The 23,463-nt window shown below is 62.3% G+C and carries 21 protein-coding genes; 11 read left to right on the top strand and 10 right to left on the bottom strand.

The window, feature by feature from the left end:
* Positions 1–33: 33 nt before the first annotated feature.
* Positions 34–825, bottom strand: a complete 792-nt coding sequence (locus tag ACQZ5H_RS13845) for a creatininase family protein (RefSeq protein WP_449098036.1) — start codon at positions 823–825, stop codon at positions 34–36.
* 72 nt (positions 826–897) lie between these two features.
* Here ACQZ5H_RS13845 and ACQZ5H_RS13840 point away from each other — a divergent pair, with 72 nt between their 5' ends.
* From ACQZ5H_RS13840 to ACQZ5H_RS13830, 3 genes are all read left to right on the top strand, one after another.
* On the top strand, positions 898–1,410 hold the full coding sequence (locus ACQZ5H_RS13840) for a MarR family winged helix-turn-helix transcriptional regulator (protein WP_199628958.1): 513 nt from the start codon (positions 898–900) through the stop codon (positions 1,408–1,410).
* A 119-nt stretch (positions 1,411–1,529) separates the two neighbouring features.
* Entirely contained in the window at positions 1,530–2,552 is a 1,023-nt protein-coding gene (locus tag ACQZ5H_RS13835) for a LacI family DNA-binding transcriptional regulator (RefSeq protein WP_112719739.1), read from the top strand.
* 28 nt (positions 2,553–2,580) lie between these two features.
* Positions 2,581–3,543: a 2-hydroxyacid dehydrogenase gene (locus ACQZ5H_RS13830; protein WP_449098035.1), complete on the top strand. Its 963-nt coding sequence runs from the start codon at positions 2,581–2,583 to the stop codon at positions 3,541–3,543.
* Here ACQZ5H_RS13830 and ACQZ5H_RS13825 read toward each other — a convergent pair.
* The gene (locus ACQZ5H_RS13825) at positions 3,540–4,310 is read right to left on the bottom strand and encodes a gamma-glutamyl-gamma-aminobutyrate hydrolase family protein (protein ID WP_449098034.1); all 771 of its coding nucleotides are present in this window, start codon (positions 4,308–4,310) and stop codon (positions 3,540–3,542) included. The two genes, ACQZ5H_RS13830 and ACQZ5H_RS13825, sit on opposite strands and share 4 nt — an antisense overlap.
* Positions 4,311–4,602: 292 nt before the next feature.
* Between ACQZ5H_RS13825 and ACQZ5H_RS13820 the strand changes: the two genes are divergently transcribed.
* Positions 4,603–5,709, top strand: coding sequence for a TRAP transporter substrate-binding protein (locus tag ACQZ5H_RS13820; protein ID WP_130282204.1), 1,107 nt, complete (start codon positions 4,603–4,605; stop codon positions 5,707–5,709).
* 221 nt (positions 5,710–5,930) lie between these two features.
* Here the strand turns inward: ACQZ5H_RS13820 and ACQZ5H_RS13815 are convergent, their stop codons facing one another.
* Both ACQZ5H_RS13815 and ACQZ5H_RS13810 read right to left on the bottom strand, forming a co-directional pair.
* On the bottom strand, positions 5,931–7,469 hold the full coding sequence (locus tag ACQZ5H_RS13815) for a TRAP transporter large permease (protein WP_112719735.1): 1,539 nt from the start codon (positions 7,467–7,469) through the stop codon (positions 5,931–5,933).
* A 21-nt stretch (positions 7,470–7,490) separates the two neighbouring features.
* Positions 7,491–8,030 carry a TRAP transporter small permease subunit gene (locus tag ACQZ5H_RS13810; protein ID WP_112719734.1) on the bottom strand — a complete coding sequence of 180 codons (540 nt, stop codon included), beginning with the start codon at positions 8,028–8,030 and terminating at the stop codon, positions 7,491–7,493.
* 323 nt (positions 8,031–8,353) lie between these two features.
* Here ACQZ5H_RS13810 and ACQZ5H_RS13805 point away from each other — a divergent pair, with 323 nt between their 5' ends.
* The 6 genes from ACQZ5H_RS13805 to ACQZ5H_RS13780 all read left to right on the top strand — a co-directional run bounded on the left by ACQZ5H_RS13805 (position 8,354) and on the right by ACQZ5H_RS13780 (position 15,000).
* Positions 8,354–10,651 (top strand): putative bifunctional diguanylate cyclase/phosphodiesterase, encoded by a 2,298-nt coding sequence (locus ACQZ5H_RS13805; RefSeq protein ID WP_203427996.1) that lies wholly within the window; start codon positions 8,354–8,356, stop codon positions 10,649–10,651.
* 144 nt (positions 10,652–10,795) lie between these two features.
* Positions 10,796–11,548, top strand: a complete 753-nt coding sequence (locus ACQZ5H_RS13800; RefSeq protein WP_112719844.1) for an N-acyl amino acid synthase FeeM domain-containing protein — start codon at positions 10,796–10,798, stop codon at positions 11,546–11,548.
* 178 nt (positions 11,549–11,726) lie between these two features.
* On the top strand, positions 11,727–11,951 hold the full coding sequence (locus ACQZ5H_RS13795) for an aa3-type cytochrome c oxidase subunit IV (RefSeq protein ID WP_112719732.1): 225 nt from the start codon (positions 11,727–11,729) through the stop codon (positions 11,949–11,951).
* A 97-nt stretch (positions 11,952–12,048) separates the two neighbouring features.
* Positions 12,049–13,197 (top strand): Re/Si-specific NAD(P)(+) transhydrogenase subunit alpha, encoded by a 1,149-nt coding sequence (locus tag ACQZ5H_RS13790; protein WP_449098033.1) that lies wholly within the window; start codon positions 12,049–12,051, stop codon positions 13,195–13,197.
* Positions 13,197–13,595: a proton-translocating transhydrogenase family protein gene (locus ACQZ5H_RS13785; RefSeq protein WP_112719730.1), complete on the top strand. Its 399-nt coding sequence runs from the start codon at positions 13,197–13,199 to the stop codon at positions 13,593–13,595. The genes ACQZ5H_RS13790 and ACQZ5H_RS13785 overlap by 1 nt, the downstream gene beginning before the upstream one ends.
* A gap of 10 nt (positions 13,596–13,605) precedes the next feature.
* Entirely contained in the window at positions 13,606–15,000 is a 1,395-nt protein-coding gene (locus tag ACQZ5H_RS13780; RefSeq protein ID WP_199628963.1) for an NAD(P)(+) transhydrogenase (Re/Si-specific) subunit beta, read from the top strand.
* Positions 15,001–15,076: 76 nt separating this feature from the next.
* Here the strand turns inward: ACQZ5H_RS13780 and ACQZ5H_RS13775 are convergent, their stop codons facing one another.
* The 5 genes from ACQZ5H_RS13775 to rpsU all read right to left on the bottom strand — a co-directional run bounded on the left by ACQZ5H_RS13775 (position 15,077) and on the right by rpsU (position 19,801).
* Complete coding sequence (locus tag ACQZ5H_RS13775; RefSeq protein ID WP_449098032.1) at positions 15,077–15,559, bottom strand: DUF992 domain-containing protein; 483 nt, start codon at positions 15,557–15,559, stop codon at positions 15,077–15,079.
* Between the two features lie 63 nt (positions 15,560–15,622).
* The gene (locus tag ACQZ5H_RS13770) at positions 15,623–17,281 is read right to left on the bottom strand and encodes a sensor histidine kinase (RefSeq protein WP_203428000.1); all 1,659 of its coding nucleotides are present in this window, start codon (positions 17,279–17,281) and stop codon (positions 15,623–15,625) included.
* 209 nt (positions 17,282–17,490) lie between these two features.
* A complete protein-coding gene (locus ACQZ5H_RS13765) occupies positions 17,491–18,555 on the bottom strand; it encodes an NAD(P)/FAD-dependent oxidoreductase (RefSeq protein ID WP_449098031.1) in 1,065 nt (354 codons plus the stop codon).
* Between the two features lie 24 nt (positions 18,556–18,579).
* Positions 18,580–19,449 (bottom strand): tetratricopeptide repeat protein, encoded by an 870-nt coding sequence (locus ACQZ5H_RS13760; RefSeq protein WP_112719725.1) that lies wholly within the window; start codon positions 19,447–19,449, stop codon positions 18,580–18,582.
* A gap of 139 nt (positions 19,450–19,588) precedes the next feature.
* On the bottom strand, positions 19,589–19,801 hold the full coding sequence (gene rpsU, locus ACQZ5H_RS13755; protein WP_003585885.1) for a 30S ribosomal protein S21: 213 nt from the start codon (positions 19,799–19,801) through the stop codon (positions 19,589–19,591).
* Between the two features lie 268 nt (positions 19,802–20,069).
* Between rpsU and ACQZ5H_RS13750 the strand changes: the two genes are divergently transcribed.
* The gene (locus ACQZ5H_RS13750; protein WP_449098103.1) at positions 20,070–22,247 is read left to right on the top strand and encodes a CHASE2 domain-containing protein; all 2,178 of its coding nucleotides are present in this window, start codon (positions 20,070–20,072) and stop codon (positions 22,245–22,247) included.
* Here ACQZ5H_RS13750 and ACQZ5H_RS13745 read toward each other — a convergent pair.
* Entirely contained in the window at positions 22,244–23,230 is a 987-nt protein-coding gene (locus ACQZ5H_RS13745) for a FecR family protein (RefSeq protein WP_449098030.1), read from the bottom strand. The genes ACQZ5H_RS13750 and ACQZ5H_RS13745 overlap by 4 nt on opposite strands.
* Between the last annotated feature and the right edge of the window lie 233 nt (positions 23,231–23,463).

Raw genomic sequence — 23,463 nt, 5'->3', positions numbered from 1 at the left:
TGTTATAAGATCACATTCTGCCGGTGCTGCGTCTCAGGCCAGTTCGGATGCGTCGAATGCATCGACATCCCGCAGCAGCTCAACCAATCCTTTGACCGAATGCGCGATCAGGGCTTCGCCTTTTTCCGCAGTCGCTGCCGCGGCGTTGCCGGCGACGCCGGTGTCGTTGAGGTCGGACATCTTCCAGCCGAAGGCATGCGGGCCGTAGGCGCGCAGATGCTTGAAGCGCTCGGCAAACTCGCTTTGGCGCGAGGGGAAGTCGGCGGCTTTCTGCATCTTCACCTTGGATGGATGCAGCGCGAGCATCACCGATGTCTCTATGTCGCCACCATGGATATCGATCGCCTTTGCTTCCGGTGAAATGACGCCATCGGGGACGCCGAAGCGGGTCCAGCTGGTGGCGACCGCCAGCATGTTGAAGTGGACGCGCGCCTCGGTAGAAACGATCGCCGTCAGCGGCGAGTTGCCGCCATGGGCGTTGAGGAGCACCAGCTTGCGGATGCCAAGATCGTGCAGCATTCCGGCGATGCCGAGCCAGCGGTGGATGGCCTCACCATAGGTCAGCGTCTTCGTTCCCTCGATATCCATATGCTCGACCGAATAGCCGATCGGCTCGGCCGGCAGGAATGTGACGGGCAGGGAAGGAGGGAGTGCTGCCTTGAGGCGCTCGACAATGCCTTCGGCGATCAGGGTGTCAGTATCGAAGGGCAGGTGGGGGCCATGCTGCTCATGCGCGCCGAGTGGTAAGATGGCAATCCAGCGGCTTCTTTCGTCAGGCGTCAGCGACGGATCGTTGTCCGCAAAGTTTAGTGAGGGGACTGTCATGTGGTTTCAATGCCCCTTGTTTATGACGTGAAGCTGCGCAATGTCATATTGCAGTAAATCAAAGGGATGGCGATGGGCAAGAAGAACAAGGACGGCAAGAAGAACAAGTCCAAGAAGAAGGACCAGACCGAATATACGGTCGCCGATCTCTCGCCCGCCCTGACGCAGGCGGCGCGCTCGATGCGCACCGTGCTGTCGCGCAATCTTCTCGAAAGCGGTCTCTATGCCGGACAGGACGGCGTCATCCTGTCGCTTGCCGAAAGCGATGGCATGACGGCGGGTGGTCTGGCCCAGCGGCTCGGCGTCAAGGCGCCGACGATGACCCGCACGATCGGCCGCATGGAGGCGCAGGGCTTCCTCGAGCGCAAGCCGGATGCCGAAGATGCGCGCCTCACCAAGGTCTATCTGACCGAGCTCGGCCGCGGCAGCGTTCAGGCGATCGAAATGGCCGGATCCTCCTGCGACAAGCTTGCGACCCTCGATTTCTCCGACAAGGAAATCCGCAATCTCGTTCGTCTGCTGAAAGCGATCGACAGCAATCTCCAGGCTGAGGTGCAGCATTTCGAAGAGCCGGACGAAAATTAAACCTGGCTGAAATTTAGGTTTGCCTCTCTGCGTTTAATCTTTTAATTAAACATTTTAAGGGGCGCATCCACCCATTCGCACAAGCGCTCCATATCTCGCGCGTTGCCTGGGGAGGATGCGTGGCTCAAAAGATCAAGCTTTCGACGATTGCCGAAACACTCGGTATTTCAACGGCAACCGTCTCTCTTGCCCTACGCGACAGCCCGCTCGTGGCTGGCAGCACCCGCGACAAGATCAAGGAACAGGCCCGGGCGCTCGGCTATATCTATAATCGCCGCGCCGCCAGCCTGCGCACCTCGCGCTCCGGCATCATCGGCGTCGTGGTGCATGACATCATGAACCCGTTCTACGGGGAAATCCTGAAAGCGATCGAGAGTGAACTCGACCGCAGCCGCCACACTTTCATTCTGTCGAACCATTACGACTCCGTCGAAAAGCAGCGGACCTTCATCGAGACGCTGCTGCAGCTCGGCGGCGACGGCGTGATCATGTCGCCGGCGATCGGCACACCGCCCGAGGACCTGCAGCTGACCGAGGATAACGGCATGCCGGCGATCCTCGTTGCGCGTTCGATGGATGTCATGGACCTGCCGACCTATCGCGGCGATGACAGCTACGGCATCTCGCTTGCCACCAATCACCTTATCGGCCTCGGCCACCGCTCGATCGCCATGATCGGCGGCACCGACCAGACTTCGACCGGACGCGACCGCTACCAGGGCTATGTCAACGCGCTGCGCAAGGCCGGCATCGAGGTCGATCCGAACCTGCGCATTCCTGGGCCGCGCTCGAAGCAGGGCGGCTTCGAAGCCGCCGTCCACTTCCTGTCTCTGCCGCAGAAGCCGACGGCCGCCGTCTGCTGGAACGATCTCGTCGCCATCGGCCTGATGAACGGTATTTCCCGCGCCGGTCTGGTTCCCGGCCGCGATATCTCGGTCACCGGCTACGACGACCTCGAGGAAGCATCGATCGCCACACCGGCGCTGACCACCGTCTGGAACGGCCAGGCGGAAGTCGGCCGGCTTGCGGCGCGCGCGCTGCTCGATCGCCTTGCCGGCAGCCACGAGCCCGATGGTATCCACCTGATCAAGCCGGAGATGCGCATCCGTCAGTCGACGAGTCCCGTCAACTCCCGCTCATAGCCCCAGCCCACAGCCAAGAGGAAAAGCCATGTCCCGCATTGCCATTCTCGTTCCCGGGAAGATACACGATCGCGTTCCTGCCAGACTGCAGGAACATTTCGAGCTGGTTCCGGCGGGGCGCGATGCGAATGGCAGACTGGCGATCGATGCCGAAACGGCGAAGCGCATCCGCGGCGTGGCGGTTTCGGGCACGGTCAATGCAGCCGATATCGACGGGCTTCCCGCGGTCGAGGTGATCTCGAGCTTCGGCGTCGGCTATGACGGCGTCGATGTGAAGCATGCGGCGTCGAAGAACGTCGTCGTTACCAATACGCCCGACGTGCTGAACGACGAGGTCGCCGACACGGCGCTTGCGCTGCTTCTCAACACCGCCCGCGAATTCCCGCGCGCCGAAAACTGGCTGCGCGACGGCAACTGGAAGCCGGGCGTCAATTATCCGCTGTCGCGCTTTTCGCTGAAGGGCCGCCATGTCGGCATGTTCGGCCTCGGCCGTATCGGTCAGGAAATCGCCGCGCGGCTGGAGCCTTTCAAGGTCAAGATCAGCTACCACACGCGCAGCCGCAACCCGGATGTCGCCTATGACTACTATCCGTCGCTGAAGGAGCTGGCCGCAGCCGTCGATACGCTAATCGCCATCGTTCCGAAGACGCCGCAGACCCACAAGGTCGTCGATGCCGATATCCTTTCGGCGCTCGGATCCGATGGCATCTTCATCAATGTCGGGCGCGGCTGGAGTGTCGACGAGGATGCGCTGATCGCGGCGCTGAAGAACGGTGTCATCGGCGCCGCCGGTCTCGATGTCTTCTATGACGAGCCGAATGTGCCTGCCGGTCTGCTCGACCTGCCGAACGCCGTGCTGCTGCCGCATCTCGCATCCGGCTCGGTGCCGACGCGCAATGCCATGGCCGACCTGGTCGTGGACAATCTGATCAGCTGGTTCCAGCAGGGCAAGCCGCTGACGCCGGTGCCGGAAACGCCCGTCAAGGCTTAGGCGATGGCCTTAGCGCCGGCCTTCTTCGCCACATAATCGCGCACGGCGTCGCCGAAGGCGGCGAAGATCTGGTTCGAGGCCTTGTCGGTTTCGGCCCAATATTCCGGATGCCACTGGACGCCGACGGCGAAGGCCTTTGCGTCGATGACGGAAACGGCTTCGACCGTGCCGTCTTCGGCAAGTGCCTCGACCTGCAGGCGCGGCGCGGTCTTGGCGATCGCCTGGCGGTGCAGCGAGTTCACCTGTATTTCGCCGGAGCCGATGATGCCGGCGATGCAGGAGCCTTCCTTGACGACGACGGTCTGGCGGATGGCGTACATGCCGTCGCGGTCGACGCCTTCGGGTCTGCGGTGGTCCCAGATGCCCGGCTGTTCCTGGATCTCGCTGGCGAGCGAGCCGCCGAGCGCGACATTCAGCTCCTGGATGCCGCGGCAGATGGCGAGCAGCGGGATGCCGCGGTCGATGGCGCGGCGGATCAGCGGCAGGCTGGTCGCATCGCGCGCCGGATCGAAGGGGCCGTCGCTTTCCCGGGCTTCTACACCGTAGAGCGAGGGGTGGACGTTGCTGGCCGAACCGGAGACGAGCACACCGTCGACGCGGTCCAGAACGGCGTCGATGTCGTAGCCCTTCTCGAACGCCGGCACGATCAGCGACATGACTTCGGCGGCATTCAATGCTGCGCGGACATACTGGTGCTGGGCGGCGTGCCAGACGGCGCCATCAAGGGTGCGGATATCGGCGGGAACGGCAACGATCGGCTTGGTCATGGTCTATCCGGAAAATCTCTTGGTGATCGCTATTTGAGAGCCGAGAACGGCTACAAAGTCAACTTCTCGGCGCAATGGCTGGCCAAATTGCGGCAATGTCCTCCGTCCCTCCCGCAAATCGGCTAAACTGCTGATTTTGATGGAAAGCCCGCCTGTGCCGCATTGCTGCCGTGATGCCAAAGTCTCATAGACTAATGCTTGAAACGCGAACGGCTGCATGCTTAGCTCGTCGCCATTGCGACGGGTAGGGAAGAGTTTAGCCGCGCATTGCCATCTATACGGGAGGTTTTTGATGGATCGTCGTTCATTTATCAAGAAGGCGGGTGCAACGGGGGCAGGCGCCGTCGCGGCTGGCGCATTGGCTGCACCTGCGATCGCGCAGGAGAATCCGAAGATCTCGTGGCGCATGACCTCTTCGTTCCCGAAGAGCCTCGACACGATCTATGGCGGCGCCGATGACGTTGCCAAGCATGTTGCCGCGGCGACCGACGGCAACTTCCAGATCCAGACTTTTGCTGCTGCCGAAATCGTACCGGCTCTCGAAGCGGCCGATGCCGTCAGCTCCGGAACTGTCGAAGCGGCTCACACCTGCTCCTATTACTTCGTCGGCAAGGACCCGACCTACGCGATCGGCACCGCCATTCCGTTCGGTCTCAACGGCCGCCTGACCAATGCCTGGTTCTACGAAGGCAACGGCAATGCGCTGATGAACGAGTTCTACGCGACGCAGGGCATCTACGCGATGCCGGCCGGTAACACCGGCGCGCAGATGGGCGGCTGGTTCCGCAAGGAGATCAACACGCTCGACGACCTCAAGGGCGTCAAGATGCGTATCGCCGGCATTGCCGGTCAGGTCATGTCGAAGGTCGGCGTCATCCCGCAGCAGATCGGCGGCGGCGACATCTATCCGGCGCTCGAAAAGGGCACGATCGATGCGGCCGAATTCGTCGGTCCCTATGACGACCTGAAGCTCGGTCTGCACAAGGTCGCGAAATATTACTACTACCCGGGTTGGTGGGAAGGTGGTCCGACGGTCCACGCCTTCTTCAACCTCGAAAAGTGGAACAGCCTGCCGAAGCACTATCAGGCGGCCCTCACCGATGCCTGCGCTTACGCCAACACCAACATGATGGCGAAGTATGACATGAAGAACCCTGGTTCGCTGAAGCAGCTCGTCGCCGAAGGCGCGACGCTGCGTCCCTTCAGCCAGGAAATCATGGAGGCCTGCTTCCAGGCATCGATGGACCTTTACAAGGACATTTCCTCGAAGAACCCGTATTTCAAGAAGATCTACGAGGACCAGGCCGCCTTCAAGCGTGACGCCTATCTCTGGATGCAGCTGTCGGAATACACCTTCGATACGTTCATGATGATCCAGCAGCGCGCTGGGAAGCTGTAAGCTTTCAGGACTCTAAGTCCAAAAGTAAGCCCCGGGCGCAAGTCCGGGGCTTTTTTGTTTTTGAAAGACACTCCGCGCGTCATCCTCGGCCTTGTGCCGAGGATCTGCTGTGCTCACCAACATGGGACGGTAGATCCTCGGGACAGGCCCGAGGATGACGGCGGCGATGGTCGTTGGGCTGACAAAAAAGCCCCGGATTTCTCCGGGGCTTTTTCTTTTGCCTACTTGATGACCGGCGGCTGGCTGAGGTCGGGCTGCGCCGGCGCTGCCGGGGCGGGGGCTGCCGGCGGTTGGCCGGGCGTGCCGAGTGGCGGCAGGGTGAGGCCTGGGATCTGCGGCGATGCGCCGCCCGGAGCACCCATCGGCGGCAGGCCGAGCTGGCCGCCGAAGCCGGGAACCTCGATCTTGATGGTGTTCGGATCGACCTGCGGACCCTTGTCCAGCCAGTAGGTGACGGACTGAGGCCAGAAGATGATGATCGCGACCAGGATCAGCTGCATGCCGACCCAGGGTATCGCGCCCATGTAGATATCCTTCGTCTTCACATCGCGGCTGGCGATCGAGCGTAGGTAGAAGAGCGCGAAGCCGAAGGGCGGGTGCATGAAGCTCGTCTGCATGTTCACGCAGATCAGTACGCCGAACCAGATCAGGTCGATGCCGAGGCTGTGGGCCACCGGGGCCAGCATCGGGATGACGATGAAGGCGATCTCGAAGAAATCCAGGAAGAAGGCGAGGATGAAGATGAAGATGTTGACGAAGATCAGGAAGCCGACAGGACCGCCCGGAATGCCCGAGAGCATGTGCTCGATCCAGCGCGAGCCGTCCATGCCCTGGAAGACGAGGCTGAAGCAGGTGGAGCCGATCAGGATCATCACCACCATGGATGTTATGTGCATGGTCGAGGTCATCGCCTCGCGGATCAACGGCCAGGTGAGGCGGCGGTGCAGGGCGGCAAGCGCGATGGCGCCGACGACGCCGAGTGCGCCGGCTTCTGTCGGCGTCGCCAGGCCCATGAAGATGGTGCCGAGCACCAGGAAGATCAGCACGATCGAGGGGATCATGCCCCAGAGGACGGTGGCAAGCAGCTTCCAGTCGAAGTCGCCGCGCACTTCCTTCGGCAGCGGCGGCATCGACTTCGGATTGATGATCGACAGGATCAGGATGTAGCCGACGAAGATCGCCACCTGCAGGATCGAGGGGCCGATGGCGCCGAGATACATGTCGCCGACGGAGCGGCCGAGCTGGTCGGCGAGAACGACGAGAACCAGCGACGGCGGGATGACCTGGGTGATGGTGCCGGAGGCGGCGATGACGCCGGTCGCAAGCCGCGGGCTGTAGCCGTAGCGCAGCATGATCGGCAGCGAGATGACGCCCATGGTGATGACCGAGGCAGCCACCGTTCCGGTGATGGCGCCGAGCACGGCGCCGACGAGGATGACGGCGTAGGCCAGGCCGCCGGGAATGGCGCCGAACAGCTTGCCGGTGCCCTCAAGCAGGTCTTCCGCCAATCCGCATCGCTCGAGCACCGCGCCCATCAGCGTAAAGAAGGGGATTGCCAGCAGTAGGTCGTTGGAGACGATGCCGAAGAAGCGCAGTGGCAGGGCCTGCAGGAACACTTCGCCAAAGTGGCCGGTCGCGATGCCGATCAGGCCGAAGAACAGGCCGACCGCGGCGAGCGAAAAAGCGACAGGAAAGCCATAGAGCATGAAGATGATCATGCCGACGAACATGGCGGGCGGAATAATACCGTAATCGAACACGTGCTTTCTCCCCCAGTCGTCTTATTGCAGCGGCTTTTCGTATTTCGTGTCGATCTGGATATCGCCGACGAGTGCCGCGATCCTCTTGATGAGCTCCGAAATGCCTTGAAGGGTGAGAAGCGCGAAACCGGCAAACAGCATGAACTTGACCGGCCAGCGGATCAGGCCGCCGGCATTGGCCGAGACCTCGCCCTGCTGGAAGGAGTGCATGAAATAGGGCCAGCAGAGGATCGACAGGAAGATGCAGGCAGGGATCAGGAAGACGATCAGGCCGATCGCGTCGATCCAGAGCCGGGCGCGATCGGAGACCGATCCGTAGATCAGGTCGACGCGCACATGCTCGTTGTTGCGTAGCGTGTGAGCGGCGCCGAGCACGACGACATAGGCAAAGAGATACCACTGGATCTCAAGCCAGCCATTCGAGCTGTAATTGAAGGTATAGCGGACGATGGCATTGGCTGCGCTGATCAGGCAGCAGAAGAGCACCATGTAGTCTGCAATCTTACCGATAACTTGGCTGAATCGATCGATCAGCCGGCTGACACTCAGCAGAGCCGCCATTCCTCTCCCCATGTTTGCCTTTACGGCAAGTTCTCCTCGTTGAAATTTGTGTAAACGAAGGGTTTCTAAAATGAAAGATTAAATGGGCCGTCTAGGAGTTTAGTCGTAGGCGCGGCGCCCGGCGCCCGCATCCGGCCGTCCCGGCGGCGACAACCTATGAGTGGAATATCAGTCGGAAGTAATACATCCCGCGGGTGCGTATAACGCGTCAATATTTTGGATTTCGTCTCAAAGTTTTAGAAAAACCGGCCAAATACATAGGGTTCATGCAATCAATTTTTAAAAGGTTCTGAGTATCTTGCCCGCGCACAGGGAAAATATGGATGAAGCCACATAACCCGAACAGGGTCCCTAAGGATGTGTATCTGTCATTCGTGAGTTCCCTCTTCGGGAACCGCATGACGCTCGTGGCCGGCGTTATCGTGCATGTCGTTGCCTTCGTTGCCGTCGCCGCTAAGGCGGATGCGCCGCTCTATTATCTCCTCGCTCTCGCCTTCCTGCTGACCTTCGTCGGCCGCATGCTGACCTTCCGCCAGTTCGACAAGGTGGAGAAGCAGTCGCTGACGCGCGCCGATATCGAGCGTTGGGAGACATTCTATGTGATCGGCGCAACCTCGACCGCGGCAATCCTCGGCATCGGCAGCGGTTATGCGATCTTCATTCTGCGCGATCCCTTCGCCGAGCTCGCCTGTATCGCAGTGACGATGGCATCGATGGTGTCGGTCGTCGGCCGCAATTACGGTTCACAGCGGGCGATCGACCTGCAGACGCTTGCCTGCTGTCTGCCGATGATCGTCTGCAGCCTGATGGCGCTCGATTTCTATCGCGCCATTCTTTCGGCCTTCCTCATTCCCTTCGGCTTGACGACGCGGGCGATGGCCAATGGCGTTCGCGAATTCCTCTATGAGAATGTCATCGCCCACCGGCAGATCTCGCTGATCGCCGACCGTTTCGATACGGCGCTCAACAACATGCCGCATGGCCTCGTCATGGTGGATCCCGGCAACCGGATCCAGGTGATCAACCGCAAGGCCTGCGAGCTCCTGAAGATCGGCGACCCCGACAGGCTGAAGGATCGCGATCTCGGCGCGGTGCTGCGCTATGGCGCGCGCTACAGCTTCGTCGATGCCTCGCAGCCGGATCTGATCCTACGGCAGCTGTCGCAGGTGGCCGAAGGCAGCATGTCGCGCGTGCTGATCCATCTGCCCGAGGACCTGTCGCTTGAGTTCTCCGCCAAGCGCCGTATCGATGGCGGGGCGGTGCTGATCTTCGAAGACGTCTCCAGCCGCGTGAAGGCCGAGCAGAAGATCCTCCACATGGTCCGTTTCGATGCGCTGAGCGGGCTGCCGAACCGTGAATATTTCGGCCAGCTCGTGCAGGACTATCTGAACCGTCATCCGCGCCGCAAAGGGCCGCTCGGCTTCATGGTCATCGACATCGACGAGTTCAAGCATGTCAACGACATGCGCGGCCATATCACCGGCGACAAGCTGCTCTGCGCCATTGCCGAACGGGTCAAGGAAAAGGCCGGAAGCGCGATCGTCGGGCGCCTGATGGGCGACCAGTTCGTGATCTTCTTCCCACATGCGAAGAACCGGGAAGCGCTGGAGGCGGAGATCCGCACCGTGCATGCCGACATCCAGGGCCATTACGAGGCCGATGAGGTGACGTTCCTGATCTCGCTCAGTGCCGGTTATGCCGTGCTCGAGGGCAATGCCTTCGCGATGGACGAGTGGAGTATCAAGGCGGATCTGGCGCTCTTCGAAAGCAAGTCGCGTGGACGCGGCGGCATTGCCGGTTTCGAGCGCGAAATGGATGGCCGTTATGTCGAGCAGCAGAAGCTGAAGGCCGATCTTCGCGACGCCGTTGCCGCCGGTGCGCTGAACGCCGTCTACCAGCCGATGTATCGCGCCGATGGCTCGCGGATCGACTGTGCTGAGGCGCTGGCGCGCTGGGTGCACCCGGAGCGCGGCTCGATCCCGCCCGATGTCTTCATCCGGCTGGCCGAGGAGATGGGTATCATCTCCGACATCACCCGCTTCATCCTCGTACAGGCCTGCAGCGACTGCATGACCTGGCCGGAGCATATTGCCGTTTCGGTCAACCTGTCGGCGCGCGACCTGCGCGACAACGATATCCTGTTGCTCGTCTCCGAGGCGCTCGCCAAGACCGGCCTGCCGGCCTCGCGCCTGCATCTTGAGATCACCGAGAGCTGCCTGATCGATGAGCCGGCCGCAGTGCGCACGATCCTTGCGGAACTGCGCTCGCGCGGCATCACCATTGCCATCGACGATTTCGGCACTGGCTTCTCCAGCCTCAGCTATCTCGACACGCTGCCGCTCGATATCGTCAAGATCGACCGTTCCTTCGTGCGCAACATCGCCCAGGATACGCGGCGGCTGAAGCTGCTGCGCGGCACGGTCAACCTTGCCCGCGAGCTTGGCCTGAAGATCGTCATCGAAGGCGTCGAGACGACGGATCAGCTGGCGATCATCAACAAGGAACGCAGCGCTGACCTCATCCAGGGCTATGTGTTCTCTCCGCCGGTACCCTCGCAGAACATCGGCATCCTCTCCGGAAATCTCCGCCCGGCATCGCGCCGCAAGGCCGGAGCCGCCTGAACCCCACCACCTGATCGGTATTTTTCTCGGCGCCTTTTCCGGGCGCCATTAACCTTATTGATTCAAATGTGATTAAGATTGTTTGCAATCATTGCGCGAGAAGAAACCGTATGCTTAATAGTCCGTTAACAAACGGTGGGCGTGATGGCGGACGGGTTTTCGACAGTCAGCGATTTCAGCATGAAGCTCATGGAGGTTCTCGATCACGTCGAATACCGGCGTATCGAGAGCACCGAGGACATGGAGGATGTCGAGCGTCTGCGCTTCCGCGCCTATAAGGCGCGCGAGGTTCTGCCTGTCGCCGCCAAGACCCTGATCGACGATGTCGACTTCGACAGCCAGGCCTATGTCTTCGGCCTCTACTACTATGAAGAGCTTGTCAGCACGATCCGCATCCACCATGTGACGCCCGATCATCGGGTCTCGCAGTCGGGCGGGATCTTTCCCGCCGAGATGGATGCCTTTCTCGATGCGGGGATGACGCTGATCGATCCAGCGCGGTTTGCCGCCGATCCGCAGGCGGCTGCCGAGCTTCCTTGGCTTCCCTATCTGACGCTGCGGCCGAACATCGTCGCGGCTGCGCATTTCCGGGCGGACCGGGTGCTGCAGCATGTGCGTCCGGCGCACGCGGCTTTCTACAAGCGCGTCTTCTATGCCGACACGGTCGTCGCCTCGCGCATGACCGAGATGTACGGCTTCGACCTGACCCTGATGGCGACCAATGTGCTGGAGGTCGGGCGCAAGCTGCTGACCCGTTATCCGTTCTTCATCTCGAGCGCCAGCGAGCAGCGGATGATGTATGGCAGGGCGCCGGGCAAGGGCGCTCCGGCGCTGACGATCGTGCCGACGGCGCGTTTCGTTCCGGATGGGCAGTTGGGCACCGATCTGCCGCTCTGATTGCGTGTCGCAAGAAAGCCTTTGGCCGTACTGCATGCGGCATTCTCATGCATTGCGCTTTCTCAAAGCTTTGTGTAAGCCCTGAACAGGGATTGTTCCGCCGCAAGTGCTGCGGAATCATGGCATTCAGGCGGTCTGCCGCACTGTGCGGGCCGGGCATTTGAGGGAGACGAAATTCATGGCCGAACATCACACCGGACCCGCCGAAGTTGGCGCACCGATGGACTACAAGGAACATGAGTCCACTTACAACCTGTTCATCGCTGGCGCGAAATACGGCACGATGTTCCTCGTTGCCCTGCTGCTCGGCATGACGGCTGGTTTCTTCACCGGTGGCGGCCTGCTCGGCGGCATCCTGGTTTTCCTCATCATTCTCGTTGCCGGTATCGTCCTGCTGCGTTGATCGCGGCAGGGGGAGGGCATTCCCAGAACGTAAGCTGACGCTTGGGCCATAAGCGGGGAGACCCGTGGCGGTCTGGCTGACCCGGAGGAGGGGGCAGTTGGGCAATATCGTTTTCGTCGCAAAGGAAGCGGCGGACTTGGAAACGCGCGTATCCGCGTCTGCCGAGACCGTCAAGAAGATGAAGAACCTCGGTTTCGACGTCGTCGTCGAGGCTGGGGCCGGCGCGTTGTCCCGCATCCCTGACGGGGAGTTCGAAGCGGCGGGTGCGCGGATCGGAACGATTGCCGATGCGGCGACGGCCGATGTCGTGCTCAAGGTGCGGCGTCCGGCGGAAGCCGAGATTGCCGGCTACAAAAGCGGTGCCGTGGTCATCGCCATCATGGATCCCTACGGCAACGACGAAGCGATCGCCGGCATGGCGAAGGCCGGGCTCTCGACCTTCGCCATGGAACTGATGCCGCGCATCACCCGCGCCCAGTCGATGGACGTGCTCTCCTCCCAGGCCAATCTTGCCGGCTACCAGGCGGTCATCGAGGCGGCTGCGGTCTATGATCGGGCCATGCCGATGATGATGACGGCGGCAGGCACCGTGCCTGCGGCCAAGGTCTTCGTCATGGGTGCCGGTGTCGCCGGTCTGCAGGCGATCGCCACCGCACGCCGTCTCGGGGCCGCAGTTTCTGCAACCGACGTTCGCCCGGCCGCCAAGGAACAGGTGGCGTCGCTCGGCGCCAAGTTCATCGCCGTCGAGGATGCAGAGTTCAAGGCAGCGGAAACGGCCGGCGGCTACGCCAAGGAAATGTCCAGGGAGTATCAGGCGAAGCAGGCGGCGCTGGTTGCCGAGCATATCGCCAAGCAGGACATCGTCATCACCACCGCTCTGATCCCCGGCCGTCCGGCACCGCGCCTCGTTTCGCGCGAGATGCTGACCTCGATGAAGCCCGGCGCCGTTGCCGTTGATCTTGCGGTCGAGCGCGGCGGCAACATCGAAGGCGTCGTTGCCGGTCAGGTCGCCGAGGTCGAGGGCGTCAAGGTTATCGGCTTTGCCAATATGGCCGGCCGCGTCGCGGCCAGCGCCTCGGCGCTCTACGCCAAGAACCTCGTCACCTTCCTGGAGACCATGGTCAACAAGGACACCAAGACTGTCGTCATCAACCTCGAAGACGAGCTGATCAAGGCGACGATGCTGACCTATGCAGGTGATGTCGTGCATCCGGCATTTGGTGGTGCGAAGAAGGGGGACAACTGATGGCCGGCGAACAAATGGACAAGGCGCTGCAGCAGCTGAACGACGCCGTAACGGCCGTCGCGACCGCCGCCGCCCATGCGCCTGAAGCGGCAAGTGCCGCAACGGGCGGAATGATCGATCCCTTCGTCTTCCAGCTGGCGATCTTCGTGCTGGCGATCTTCGTCGGCTATTACGTCGTCTGGTCGGTGACGCCGGCGCTGCATACGCCGCTGATGGCGGTTACCAACGCCATCTCCTCGGTCATCGTCGTCGGCGCGCTGCTTGCGGTCGGCATTTCGGCCAGCGGCCTTGCGACCGGCTTCGGTTTCGTGGCGCTGGTCCTCGTCTCGGTCAACATCTTCGGCGGCTTCCTCGTCACGCAGCGCATGCTGGCGATGTACCGCAAGAAGGACAAGTGAGGCCGGGCGCATGACCAATATCGCAGCTTTTCTCTATCTGGTCTCCGGCGTCCTCTTCATCCTGGCGCTTCGCGGCCTCTCGCATCCGGCCACCAGCCGCAAGGGCAATCTCTACGGCATGATCGGCATGGGGATCGCCATCCTCACGACGCTGGTGCTGGCGACGCCGTCCTTCATCGGCTTCGTACTGATCGTTCTTGGCCTCGCGATCGGCGGCGGTGCAGGCGCCTATATCGCCCGTGTCATCCCGATGACGTCGATGCCGCAGCTCGTTGCCGGCTTCCACTCGCTGGTCGGCCTTGCCGCCGTGCTTGTTGCGGCCTCGGCGCTCTATACGCCGCTCTCCTTCGGCATCGGCGATATCGGCTCGATCCATACGGAAGCCCGTGTCGAAATGGCGATCGGCGCGGCGATCGGCGCGCTGACCTTCACCGGCTCGATCATCGCCTTCCTGAAGCTCGACGGGCGCATGTCCGGCAAGCCGATCATGCTGCCCTTCCGGCACATCATCAATATCGCGCTGCTCGTGCTGATCGTCTTCTTCATCATCGGCCTTGCTGTCACCGAAAGCCATTTCGATTTCTGGGCAATCATCGTGCTGGCGCTGGCGCTCGGCGTTCTGCTGATCGTGCCGATCGGTGGCGCGGACATGCCCGTCGTCGTCTCGATGCTGAATTCCTATTCGGGCTGGGCGGCGGCCGGCATCGGCTTCACGCTCGGCAATCTGGCGCTTATCATCACCGGTGCGCTGGTCGGCTCGTCGGGTGCGATTCTGTCCTACATCATGTGCAAGGGCATGAACCGCTCCTTCGTCTCGGTCATTCTCGGCGGCTTCGGCGGCGAGATGTCGGGCGGGGCTGCCGATAATTCCGACAAGACGGTCAAGCTCGGCTCGGCCGAGGACGCAGCATACCTGATGGCCAATGCCTCCAAGGTGATCATCGTGCCGGGCTACGGCATGGCGGTCGCTCAGGCGCAGCATGCGCTGCGCGAACTCGCCGATAACCTCAAGAAGGCCGGCGTCGAAGTCAAATACGCGATCCATCCGGTCGCCGGTCGCATGCCGGGCCATATGAACGTGCTGCTCGCCGAAGCGAATGTTCCCTATGACGAGGTCTTCGAGCTCGAGGACATCAATTCGGAATTCGCGCAGGCCGACGTTGCCTATGTCATCGGCGCCAATGACGTGACCAACCCGGCCGCCCGCGACGACAAGACCTCGCCGATCTACGGCATGCCAATCCTCGATGTCGACAAGGCGAAGACCTGCATCTTCGTCAAGCGCTCGCTCGGTTCGGGTTACGCCGGCATCGACAATACGCTGTTCTACAAGGACGGCACGATGATGCTGCTCGGCGATGCCAAGAAGGTCACCGAAGAGATCAACAAGTCGATCGGCCACTGACGCCGCCCGTATCGATAATGCCAAATACGAAAAGGCCCGCCGGAGAGCGGGCCTTTTCCATTGCCGCCGGACCCTCTCAGGTCGCGGCGGGCGCCAGCGTCATCTTCTCCACGCCAACGGCCAGGTTGAGGCCTTCCTGGGCCTGGACGTTCAGCGGCTGCAGCATGAAGGATTGGTTGGTGCCGCCAGCAATCACCTTGGCGCCTGCACCGGCACCGAGGCTCGCATCGGCGCCGACGCCGTAATATTCGCCGGCCAGCGCAAATTGCGGGAAGTCGGTGCCGGTCTTGGCGAGCACCTGCCAGATCATCACGCTCTTGCCGGTCTCGCCGATATCGATACCGAATTTCTCGATCTTGCCGGCATAGACGGCCTTCATGCCGCCGGAGGCCGGGGTGTAGGTGCAGATCAGGTTCTTCTCGGACTTGATGATGAGCCCCTGGCCGCCGTCCGATCCGCAGACCAGCCGGCCGAGAGTGACATAGTCCGCAGCTGCCGCCGGTGTGGCGCAGGCTGCAGCGGTCAGCGCGGCGGCTGCGATCATCGTGTGCTTGAACATGGTCCTTCTCCTTTGAATGACCTGTTCGAAACGGGCGATGCTTTTGATTGTTCCCTTTGCCGGCTAGTCGCGGGCAAGCGTGCTGCGCGGCGCGGTCAGCACCCAGAGAAGGCCTTCCGGCAGATAATCGACCTGCACCGTGCCGCGGAATGCGGCGGCGGCGTGGGTCTTGATCACGGTCGTGCCGAAGCCCGAACGGTCGGGGCTCCTGACCTCCGGCCCCTGTGACTCGCGCCAGACGAAACGCAGCATCGGTTCGGTCTGGCCTTCTTCCTCGGCATCTTCCCAGGAGAGCGCCACCCGTCCCTCGGGAACGGAGAACGCGCCGTATTTCACCGAGTTGGTGGCAAGCTCATGCAGGGTCAGGCCGAGGTTCTGAACCGCTTCCGGCTTCAGCATGAAATCCTTGCCTGATATCTCGATCTGATCGACGGCCTGCGGGAAGGCATCGAGATGGATGTCGATGACGCGGCGCAGTGAGGCGCCTGCCCATTGCTCGCTGGTCAGGAGCTCGATCGAGCGGATGAGGCCATCGAGGCGCTCGGCGACGGCCGCCTGGAAGCCTTCGACGCTGTCGGCCTGCTTGGCGAGCTGGCGCATCATCGCCTGCGCCAGCGTCAGCAGGTTCTTGGTGCGGTGCACGAGTTCGTGCATGACGAAATGCAGCCGGTCTTCGGTCTGGCTACGGTCGAAAGAGGCATTAGACAGCGCCACCGCCACCTGGTTTGCCTCGATGACGCTGGTATCGATGGGGGCGACGATATGGCCTTCGCCCATGCGGTTCGCCATCTCGGCGATATCGCGGATCGTCGTGCGCACTTGGCGGGCGACGGCATAGGCGGCGAAAACCGCGACGGCGAGGAGCGCGATGCCGCCGATGATCAGGAAGCGCCAGGTTGTCAGGATCGAGGCCTGCGCCGTCGAGATCGGTCCCCAGATGACCGTCTTCCACGACCAGCCGGGGATCTGCGCGTAGCCGAGCAGTTGGTCCGGCAGAATTGCCGTGTCCTCGAAGACGCCGCGCGAGGCAATCAGCGACGGCAGGATACGGGAATCGAAGGCGGTGCCGGGCGCAATCGCAAACGGGCCGCTGGAAGCGACGACATGGCCCGACTGGTCGATGACAGCGGCGGACCAGCCGGGTGCGAGGCCTTCCGGCTGCAGGATCTTGGCGAGGTCGCTGGCATTCTGGGTGATGATCAGTGCAGCCGTCTTGCCGATATCGACGGGCATCGTGACGTTATAGACCCACTCGTTGCTGACCGATCCCTTGAAGACGTTGGATGCCTCGATACGGCCGCTGTCGAGGGCATATTTCAGCGCCGTCAGGTTGCTCATCTTGCCGAGCTGGGTGCCGAAATCGCGGCGGGTGTTCAGAAACTGCTGGCCTTCCTTGTCGGTGGCGATGACGAAGAGCGTGTCGCCGCGCAAGGCCGTCTCGGTGCGGGCGTGGAAGGAAGCGTAGTCCTCGTGCTCGAGTTCCGGCGAGGTGGCGAGCAGGCGCAGCGTCGTCGCCATGTCCTGCAGCTGCCTGTCGACGGACCGGGAAAGTGCGAGCGCATCCTGCGCCGTCTCGCGGCGCAGCGTATCGCGCTGATTGTCTTCCAGCTGGAGCAGAAGAAGGGTCACGAAGGCGAAGATCGGGACGGCGATCGCAACCGCCATGGCAACCAGATAAGTGCCGATCGAGGCCTTGGGAAACATGCGGGAACGCAGGCTCATCGGCAGGGTCTTCCCGGATGCCGGGCGGCAAGGCACGCGAAATTCTTGCCAACAGTTACGAAAGCAGAAAACTGCATTGCCGCCATTGCCCTCAACGCGTCCTGATTCCCGATAGCCTGCTATCGATGCGCCGTCATGTTAGGGGGTGGGGGAAGGGGTTGCAACATACTAAATGCACGCAGGCGCTCTGTCGGATTCCGTACACAGGTTCAGCTGAACCGAGTGAGCCCGAAAGCCTCCAGCATGGCGTCGCGTTCTCCCGAGAGGATTTCCTTCGATGCGAGCAGGCCGGCGACCGGCGCCAGCGTCACGCCGGAATGCATGATGGCGATGTAGAGGCCGTCAACGCCGCCATTGCCGATGATCGGTAAGCCATCCTTCGGTGTCGGCCGGTAGCCGACGGTGAAGAAGTCCATCGACAGTCTGTCGCTCTCGGCAAGGTTGGCCTTCACCTTGGCAAACAGCGCTGCCGCTGTGACCCGATGATCTTCGCCGGGATCGCTGCCACCGAAATCGCTTCCGGCAATGATGCGGCCTTCGGCGGTCTGGCGCATGTGAAGTTCCATCGCAATCACCAGGCCGTTCAGGCGCTTCTCGAAAGGACGGGAATGGACGATCAGCCCGGCCGGTGCTTCGAGAGGCAGGGTGACGCCGGCAGAGGCGGCGATCGGAACCGATCCTGCGCCAGCCGCAAGCACGACATGGTCAGCCTCGAAAATCCCTTCGGAGGTGACGACGCCGGTAATGCGCTCGCCACTGCGCAGCAATCCACGCACCGCAGCAGCGACGAACTTGGCGCCGCGGGCTTCGGCATCGGCGAGCATCAGTCGGGTGGCGGCCACCGGTTCGACCGCGCCTTCTTCGGCGGCATCGAGGGCAAAATCGGGGATTTGTGTCAGGAAGGGTTCGCGGGCAGCGATATCGGTCTTGCCGATGGGCCGGATGTCATAGCCCCAGCTCGCATGTTCTTTGTGGTAGGCGAGCAGTTCAGCTTCCGGCAGATCCCAGCAGATGCCGCCGCACCAGGAAAGCGGCAGGCCGGGCAGTTGCGCAGCCAGACGTTTCCACTCGGCCATAGAGCGGCGGCGGAAGCGGAAATAGAATTCGGGATTGCCCCAGCTGGCATTGATCCAGGCAAAGGAATTGGGTGTCGCAACGCCGCCGGTATCTTCGGCGATCACAGTGACATCGGCGCCATCGCGGGTCAGGTGCCAGGCGATGGAGGCGCCGATGATGCCGGCACCGGCGACGATCACACGTTGTTTCGCCGCCATGGTGCCGTCTCCGATGCTTCAGGATCAGCCGTTGCTGGGTGCGCCGAGTCGAGCCATGCCGTCGCGGGCCGGCTGGTATTTCGGGTCGAGGCCGACAGCGTGGCGATAGGAGCGCATCGCCTTGTCCTTGTCGCCGCGGCGCTCATAGACCAGCGCCTGGTTGGCCCAGGATTCGGCGACATTGCCGTTGAGCTCGATCGCGTGGTTGAAATCGGCGAAGGCGTTATCGTCGTCGTTCAGCGCGATATAGGAAATGCCGCGGCCGTTATAGGGCTCGGGCGAATTCGGAGAGAGCGAGATCGCCTTCGAGAAGTCGTCGATCGCCTTGTCCTGCTGATTGCGCTTCTGGAAGATCAGGCCGCGATTGTGATAGGCGCGTCCGTCGGTCGTTCCGAGCTGGATCGCCTTGGAGAAGTCGTTGAAGGCTGCGTCGTCCTGACCAGCCTGACGGTAGACGTTACCGCGGCCGATATAAGCGACGTCGTAGTTCGGGTTGATCTGCAGGGCGGCGTTATAGTCGCCGATCGCCTGCTGCTGCTGACCCATATTGCGGTAGACCAGCGCGCGGTTGGCATAGGCCTGGTAGAAGCGCGGGTTGATCTGCAGCGCGGTGTTGAAATCGTTCAGCGCAGCCTTGAACTGGCCGGCGCGGCCATAGGCGGAGCCACGAACGTTATAGCCTTCGGGATCGCGCGGATTGGCGTTGATCACCGAGGTCAGCGAGGCGATGTTCCCTTCCGAGCCCTGGGCCTTGTCGATGCGGATCACGGCATCGGAGGTGTTGTCGGTCTGGCAACCTGCGAGACCGGCCGCGGCAAGAACCGCGAGCATCGGCAACAGCCGCGCCTTGGGCGCGCGCAAGGACCGGGACGAAGAGAACAAGAAATCAGCCATTCGTGCGCTTTCCCCATGCGTCATATCCGCGGCAGCCGGATATGCGATCTTTCAGCGGCAAAAATTAAAAAGGCGGCGGCGACACCAATCGCCCCCGCCAACATGCATCTGAAAACGTCGAAATAACGACGGCAACGCCTTAGCGTGCAACCAGACCTTCGCGCTGTGCCCGCTTGCGAGCCAGCTTGCGAACGCGGCGAACGGCTTCAGCCTTTTCGCGAGCGCGCTTCTGCGACGGCTTCTCGTAATAGTCGCGCATCTTCATTTCGCGGAAAATACCTTCGCGCTGCATCTTCTTCTTGAGAGCGCGGAGAGCCTGGTCAACATTGTTATCGCGGACGAGTACCTGCACGAGAATCACGTTCCTTTGGTTTTGGTTGCGCCATGAGGCGACACGGCGCCAGAGGCAAAAACATAACGTTCGCGCGGCGAGAGCCTTGCGATTGGTGATGCGGGATAGCAGATCGGATTGGTGAAGTCCAGCCGGGATAGCGGCTTTCACGGAAAAAATGGGGATTGGCGCCGAGGTTGCAAGACCGAAACCCATCCATACGGGCGAATGGTCTTTCCCCGGAAAGAATCGTAGATTTGCCGCTCAAGCTCAAGGGCGCTGCATGTTCATGACGCGTACGCAGCAAATCGGCGTGTTCATCGGTCTGTTGATCGTTGCGGCGCTGACCGCCGTTCGGGCGAGCGATCCGCCGCTGCTGCAGCAGGCGCGGGATGTCACTTTCGACGAGTATCAGCGGATTGCGCCGCGGCCCTTCGAGCCGGTGCCGGTTCATGTCATCGATATCGACGAGGCATCGCTGAAGGAATTTGGCCAGTGGCCCTGGCCGCGCGACCGGCTGGCACTGCTTGTCCGGCGGCTCTCGGACCTGGGTGCGGCGGCCATCGCCTTCGACATGCTGTTTGCCGAGCCGGACCGGCTGTCGCCGCGCTCGCTGGCCGCGGGGATCGAGGGGATCGCGCCTGACGTCATCGCCAGGCTCCCCGATAACGATCAGATCTTTACCGATGCGATTGCCGGCAAGCCCGTGGTGCTGGGCTTCGGTCTTTCCAACGAGGGCGATTACCGGCCACCGGTCAAGGCAGGCTTTGCCTTCACCGGCGAGGATCCGGCCTCGGCCCTGCCGCATCTCTCGGCCGCGACGCCATTGCGGCCGGGGCTGGCTGAGAATGCCGCGGGAATCGGGCATATCAGCCTCAATCCCGGCAATCCCTCGCCCGTGGTGCGCGCCGTTCCGCTCTTCGTCAGCGACGGCAATCAGTTCTATCCCAATCTTGCGATGGAGGCGCTGCGCGTCGCGCAGGGGGCGTCAACCTATGTGCTCGCCGGCGCACCAGGAATTGCTGGTGTCATGACCTCGGCCAAGATCGGCGATTTCGTTGTCCCCGTCACCTCTGCCGGTGAGCTCTGGCTCTATGTGACGCCCGATCGCGCCGAGCGCTATATCTCCGCCCGGCTGATCCTCGGAGCGGCCGATCCGCCGCCTGCGGTCGCCGAGGCGATCAATGGCAGCATTATCTTCATCGGCACTTCGGCCGCGGGACTTCAGGATATCCGCACCACGGCGCTCGGCGAGAACGTGCCAGGTGTTTCGCTGCATGCGCAGACGGCCGAGCAGATCCTGTCCGGTCACTTCCTGTCACGGCCGGATTGGGCCGATGGGCTGGAGATCCTGTCGATCGCTGTGCTCGGCACGCTGCTGGTTTTCGTCACCACCTTCGTCAGCCCGGCCGTCGCGCTCGTCTGCGGTCTGGCGATTACGGCGCTGGCGCTTGCGGCCTCGTGGTTCTGCTTCTCGGCGCTCGGCCTGCTCTTCGATCCGCTGGCGCCGATCGTCGGCGGATCGATCACCCATTTCGCCGCGACCTCCTTCCGCATCCTGGTCATCGACCGCGAGCGGCGCGAGGTGCGGCGTGCCTTCGGTCATTATCTCTCGCCGTCGTTGCTCTACCGGATCGAGCATAACCGCGATGCGCTGCGGCTCGGCGGCGATGATCGTGAGCTCACCGTGATGTTCGTCGACGTCCGGCATTTCACGGCGATCAGCGAGCGGCTGGCGCCGACCGCCGTCGTCGGCTTCCTCAACACGCTGCTCGATGCATTGAGCCGCCATGTGATCGAGAATGAAGGCACGCTCGACAAGTTCATCGGCGACTCGATCATGGCGTTCTGGAATGCGCCCGTTGATGTCGCCGATCATGAGGCCAAGGCGGTGCGTGCGGCGCTGGCCATGCGCGAGACGCTGGAGCGGCTGAACGCGACGGATGCCTTCGGTTTCGGAACGGACAATCCGGTCGGGATCGGCATCGGCATCCACACCGGCATTGCCTGCGTCGGCAATATGGGTGCGGAAACGCGCTTCAATTACTCTGCCGTTGGGGATGCCGTGAATGTCGCGGCACGCATCGAATCCTCCTGCAAGGAGGTCGGCTTCGATATTCTGATCTCCGAGGAGACCGCGCGGCGCCAGCCGGAGATCGCCCTGCTCGAAGCCGGGGCCGTGGGGCTGAAGGGCAAGAGTACGCGTACCGAGCTCTTCGCCGTCGTCGGCGATGCCGAACTTGCCGCCTCGGCGGAATTTGAGGAATTGCGCAGCCTGCACAGTGAATTGCTGGCGGCGCTGCGTATCCGCTCGTCGAAGCTCCGGCGGCTTGCAAGCGCGGTGCGTCTGCGGGCCAAGATCGTCTCGCCGCAATTGCCGGATTTCTATCGCAAGCTGGCGCGGCGCGCCGATCACTTCCGCCATGCGGATACGGAGGCGGATGAGCAGCCGCGGGCGGCGACCTAGCGGTTGTTGCTCCAGCCGCGGCCCTTGCCGCCCCAGCCGCCACGATCCCTGTCATTGCCCCGGTCGCCGTCGCGATCGCCTCTTCCGTGGTCATCGTCGCCGCGGTCGTGATTGCCGTGGGGATCGTGGTCGGGACGATCCGGCCTGTCGGGCCTATCCGGTCTGTCCGGCCGGTCAGGCTTGTGCGGCTTGTCGGGTTTATGAGGCTTGTGCGGCTTATCCGGCTTGTGCGGTTTCGGTGGCTTTTCCGGGGGCGGAGGTGGTGGTGGCGCGACACGAGGCGCAGGGGCGACCGGATCGCGACGATCGCGGAGGGCCGCGGTCATGCCGCAGCTCGTTCCCATCATACCGGAAAGACGCTGGTTGCCGGAGAGAAAGGGCAGGGCGCGTGCTGTGCCCAGGGTGTCGAGCACGTTGCGGTCGACAGGCCTTACGTCCGTCATCGCCCCGTTGCGCTTGGCGACCACGCAGTCGCAGCGCTGCGTCAGCTGGCGGCAGCCGCCGGGACCGCAGAATTGCGCGGCGCCATTCAGCAGCACCACCGCCGTCGTACCGTCGGGGCCGACATAGAAGTCGAAGGCGGTACCGCGCACGCCGATCGTGCCGGCCGGTGTCAGGATCTGGTAGGCTGACGATTTCGAGCTGCCGCTGATCCAGCGGAAGGTGCCCTTGGCGGCCTTGATGCTGAGGCGCTTCACGGAATCGGAATCGTCGAAGACGTAGCGGTCGATGACCACCGACGAACCCCAGCCGACGGCAAGCTTGGTGCCGTCGCGGAAAACGAACTGGCCGAGGCCGGATTGCGAGGTGCGGATGCGCTCGTCGCGATAGACGGAGGAGCTGACGATGAGGGGGCCCTGCTCGCCGGTGACTTCCGTCTTTATCTGCACAGCTTCGCCGACAGGCTCCGCAGCGGCGGCCGTCCAGGCATTGAGCAACAACAGACCGAGCGCCACGACGATGGCGCAACGCAAACGCAACATGAAATACCCCTCACACATATGGATATTAGCATGTGCGGCATTGACGGGTCTGCCTGCCCTCTTGGGCTAACCCTGTCCAACGCCCGCATTTCGGCGCATCGGTGAGGAACCAGCGATTTCGCGCATGTCAAACAAAAGCCTGTCCACGTCGCAAAAGAAACGTTGTGCCGCATTTGGATTTGCGATTTGTATTGCCACGAAGAAGAATGCCTGTCCCTGAAGGAGATGATGGC

It is taken from the genome of Rhizobium sp. 21-4511-3d (assembly GCF_053522545.1).
Note: the sequence above shows the minus strand (reverse complement) of the source record. Positions and strands in the feature narration are given on the sequence as shown.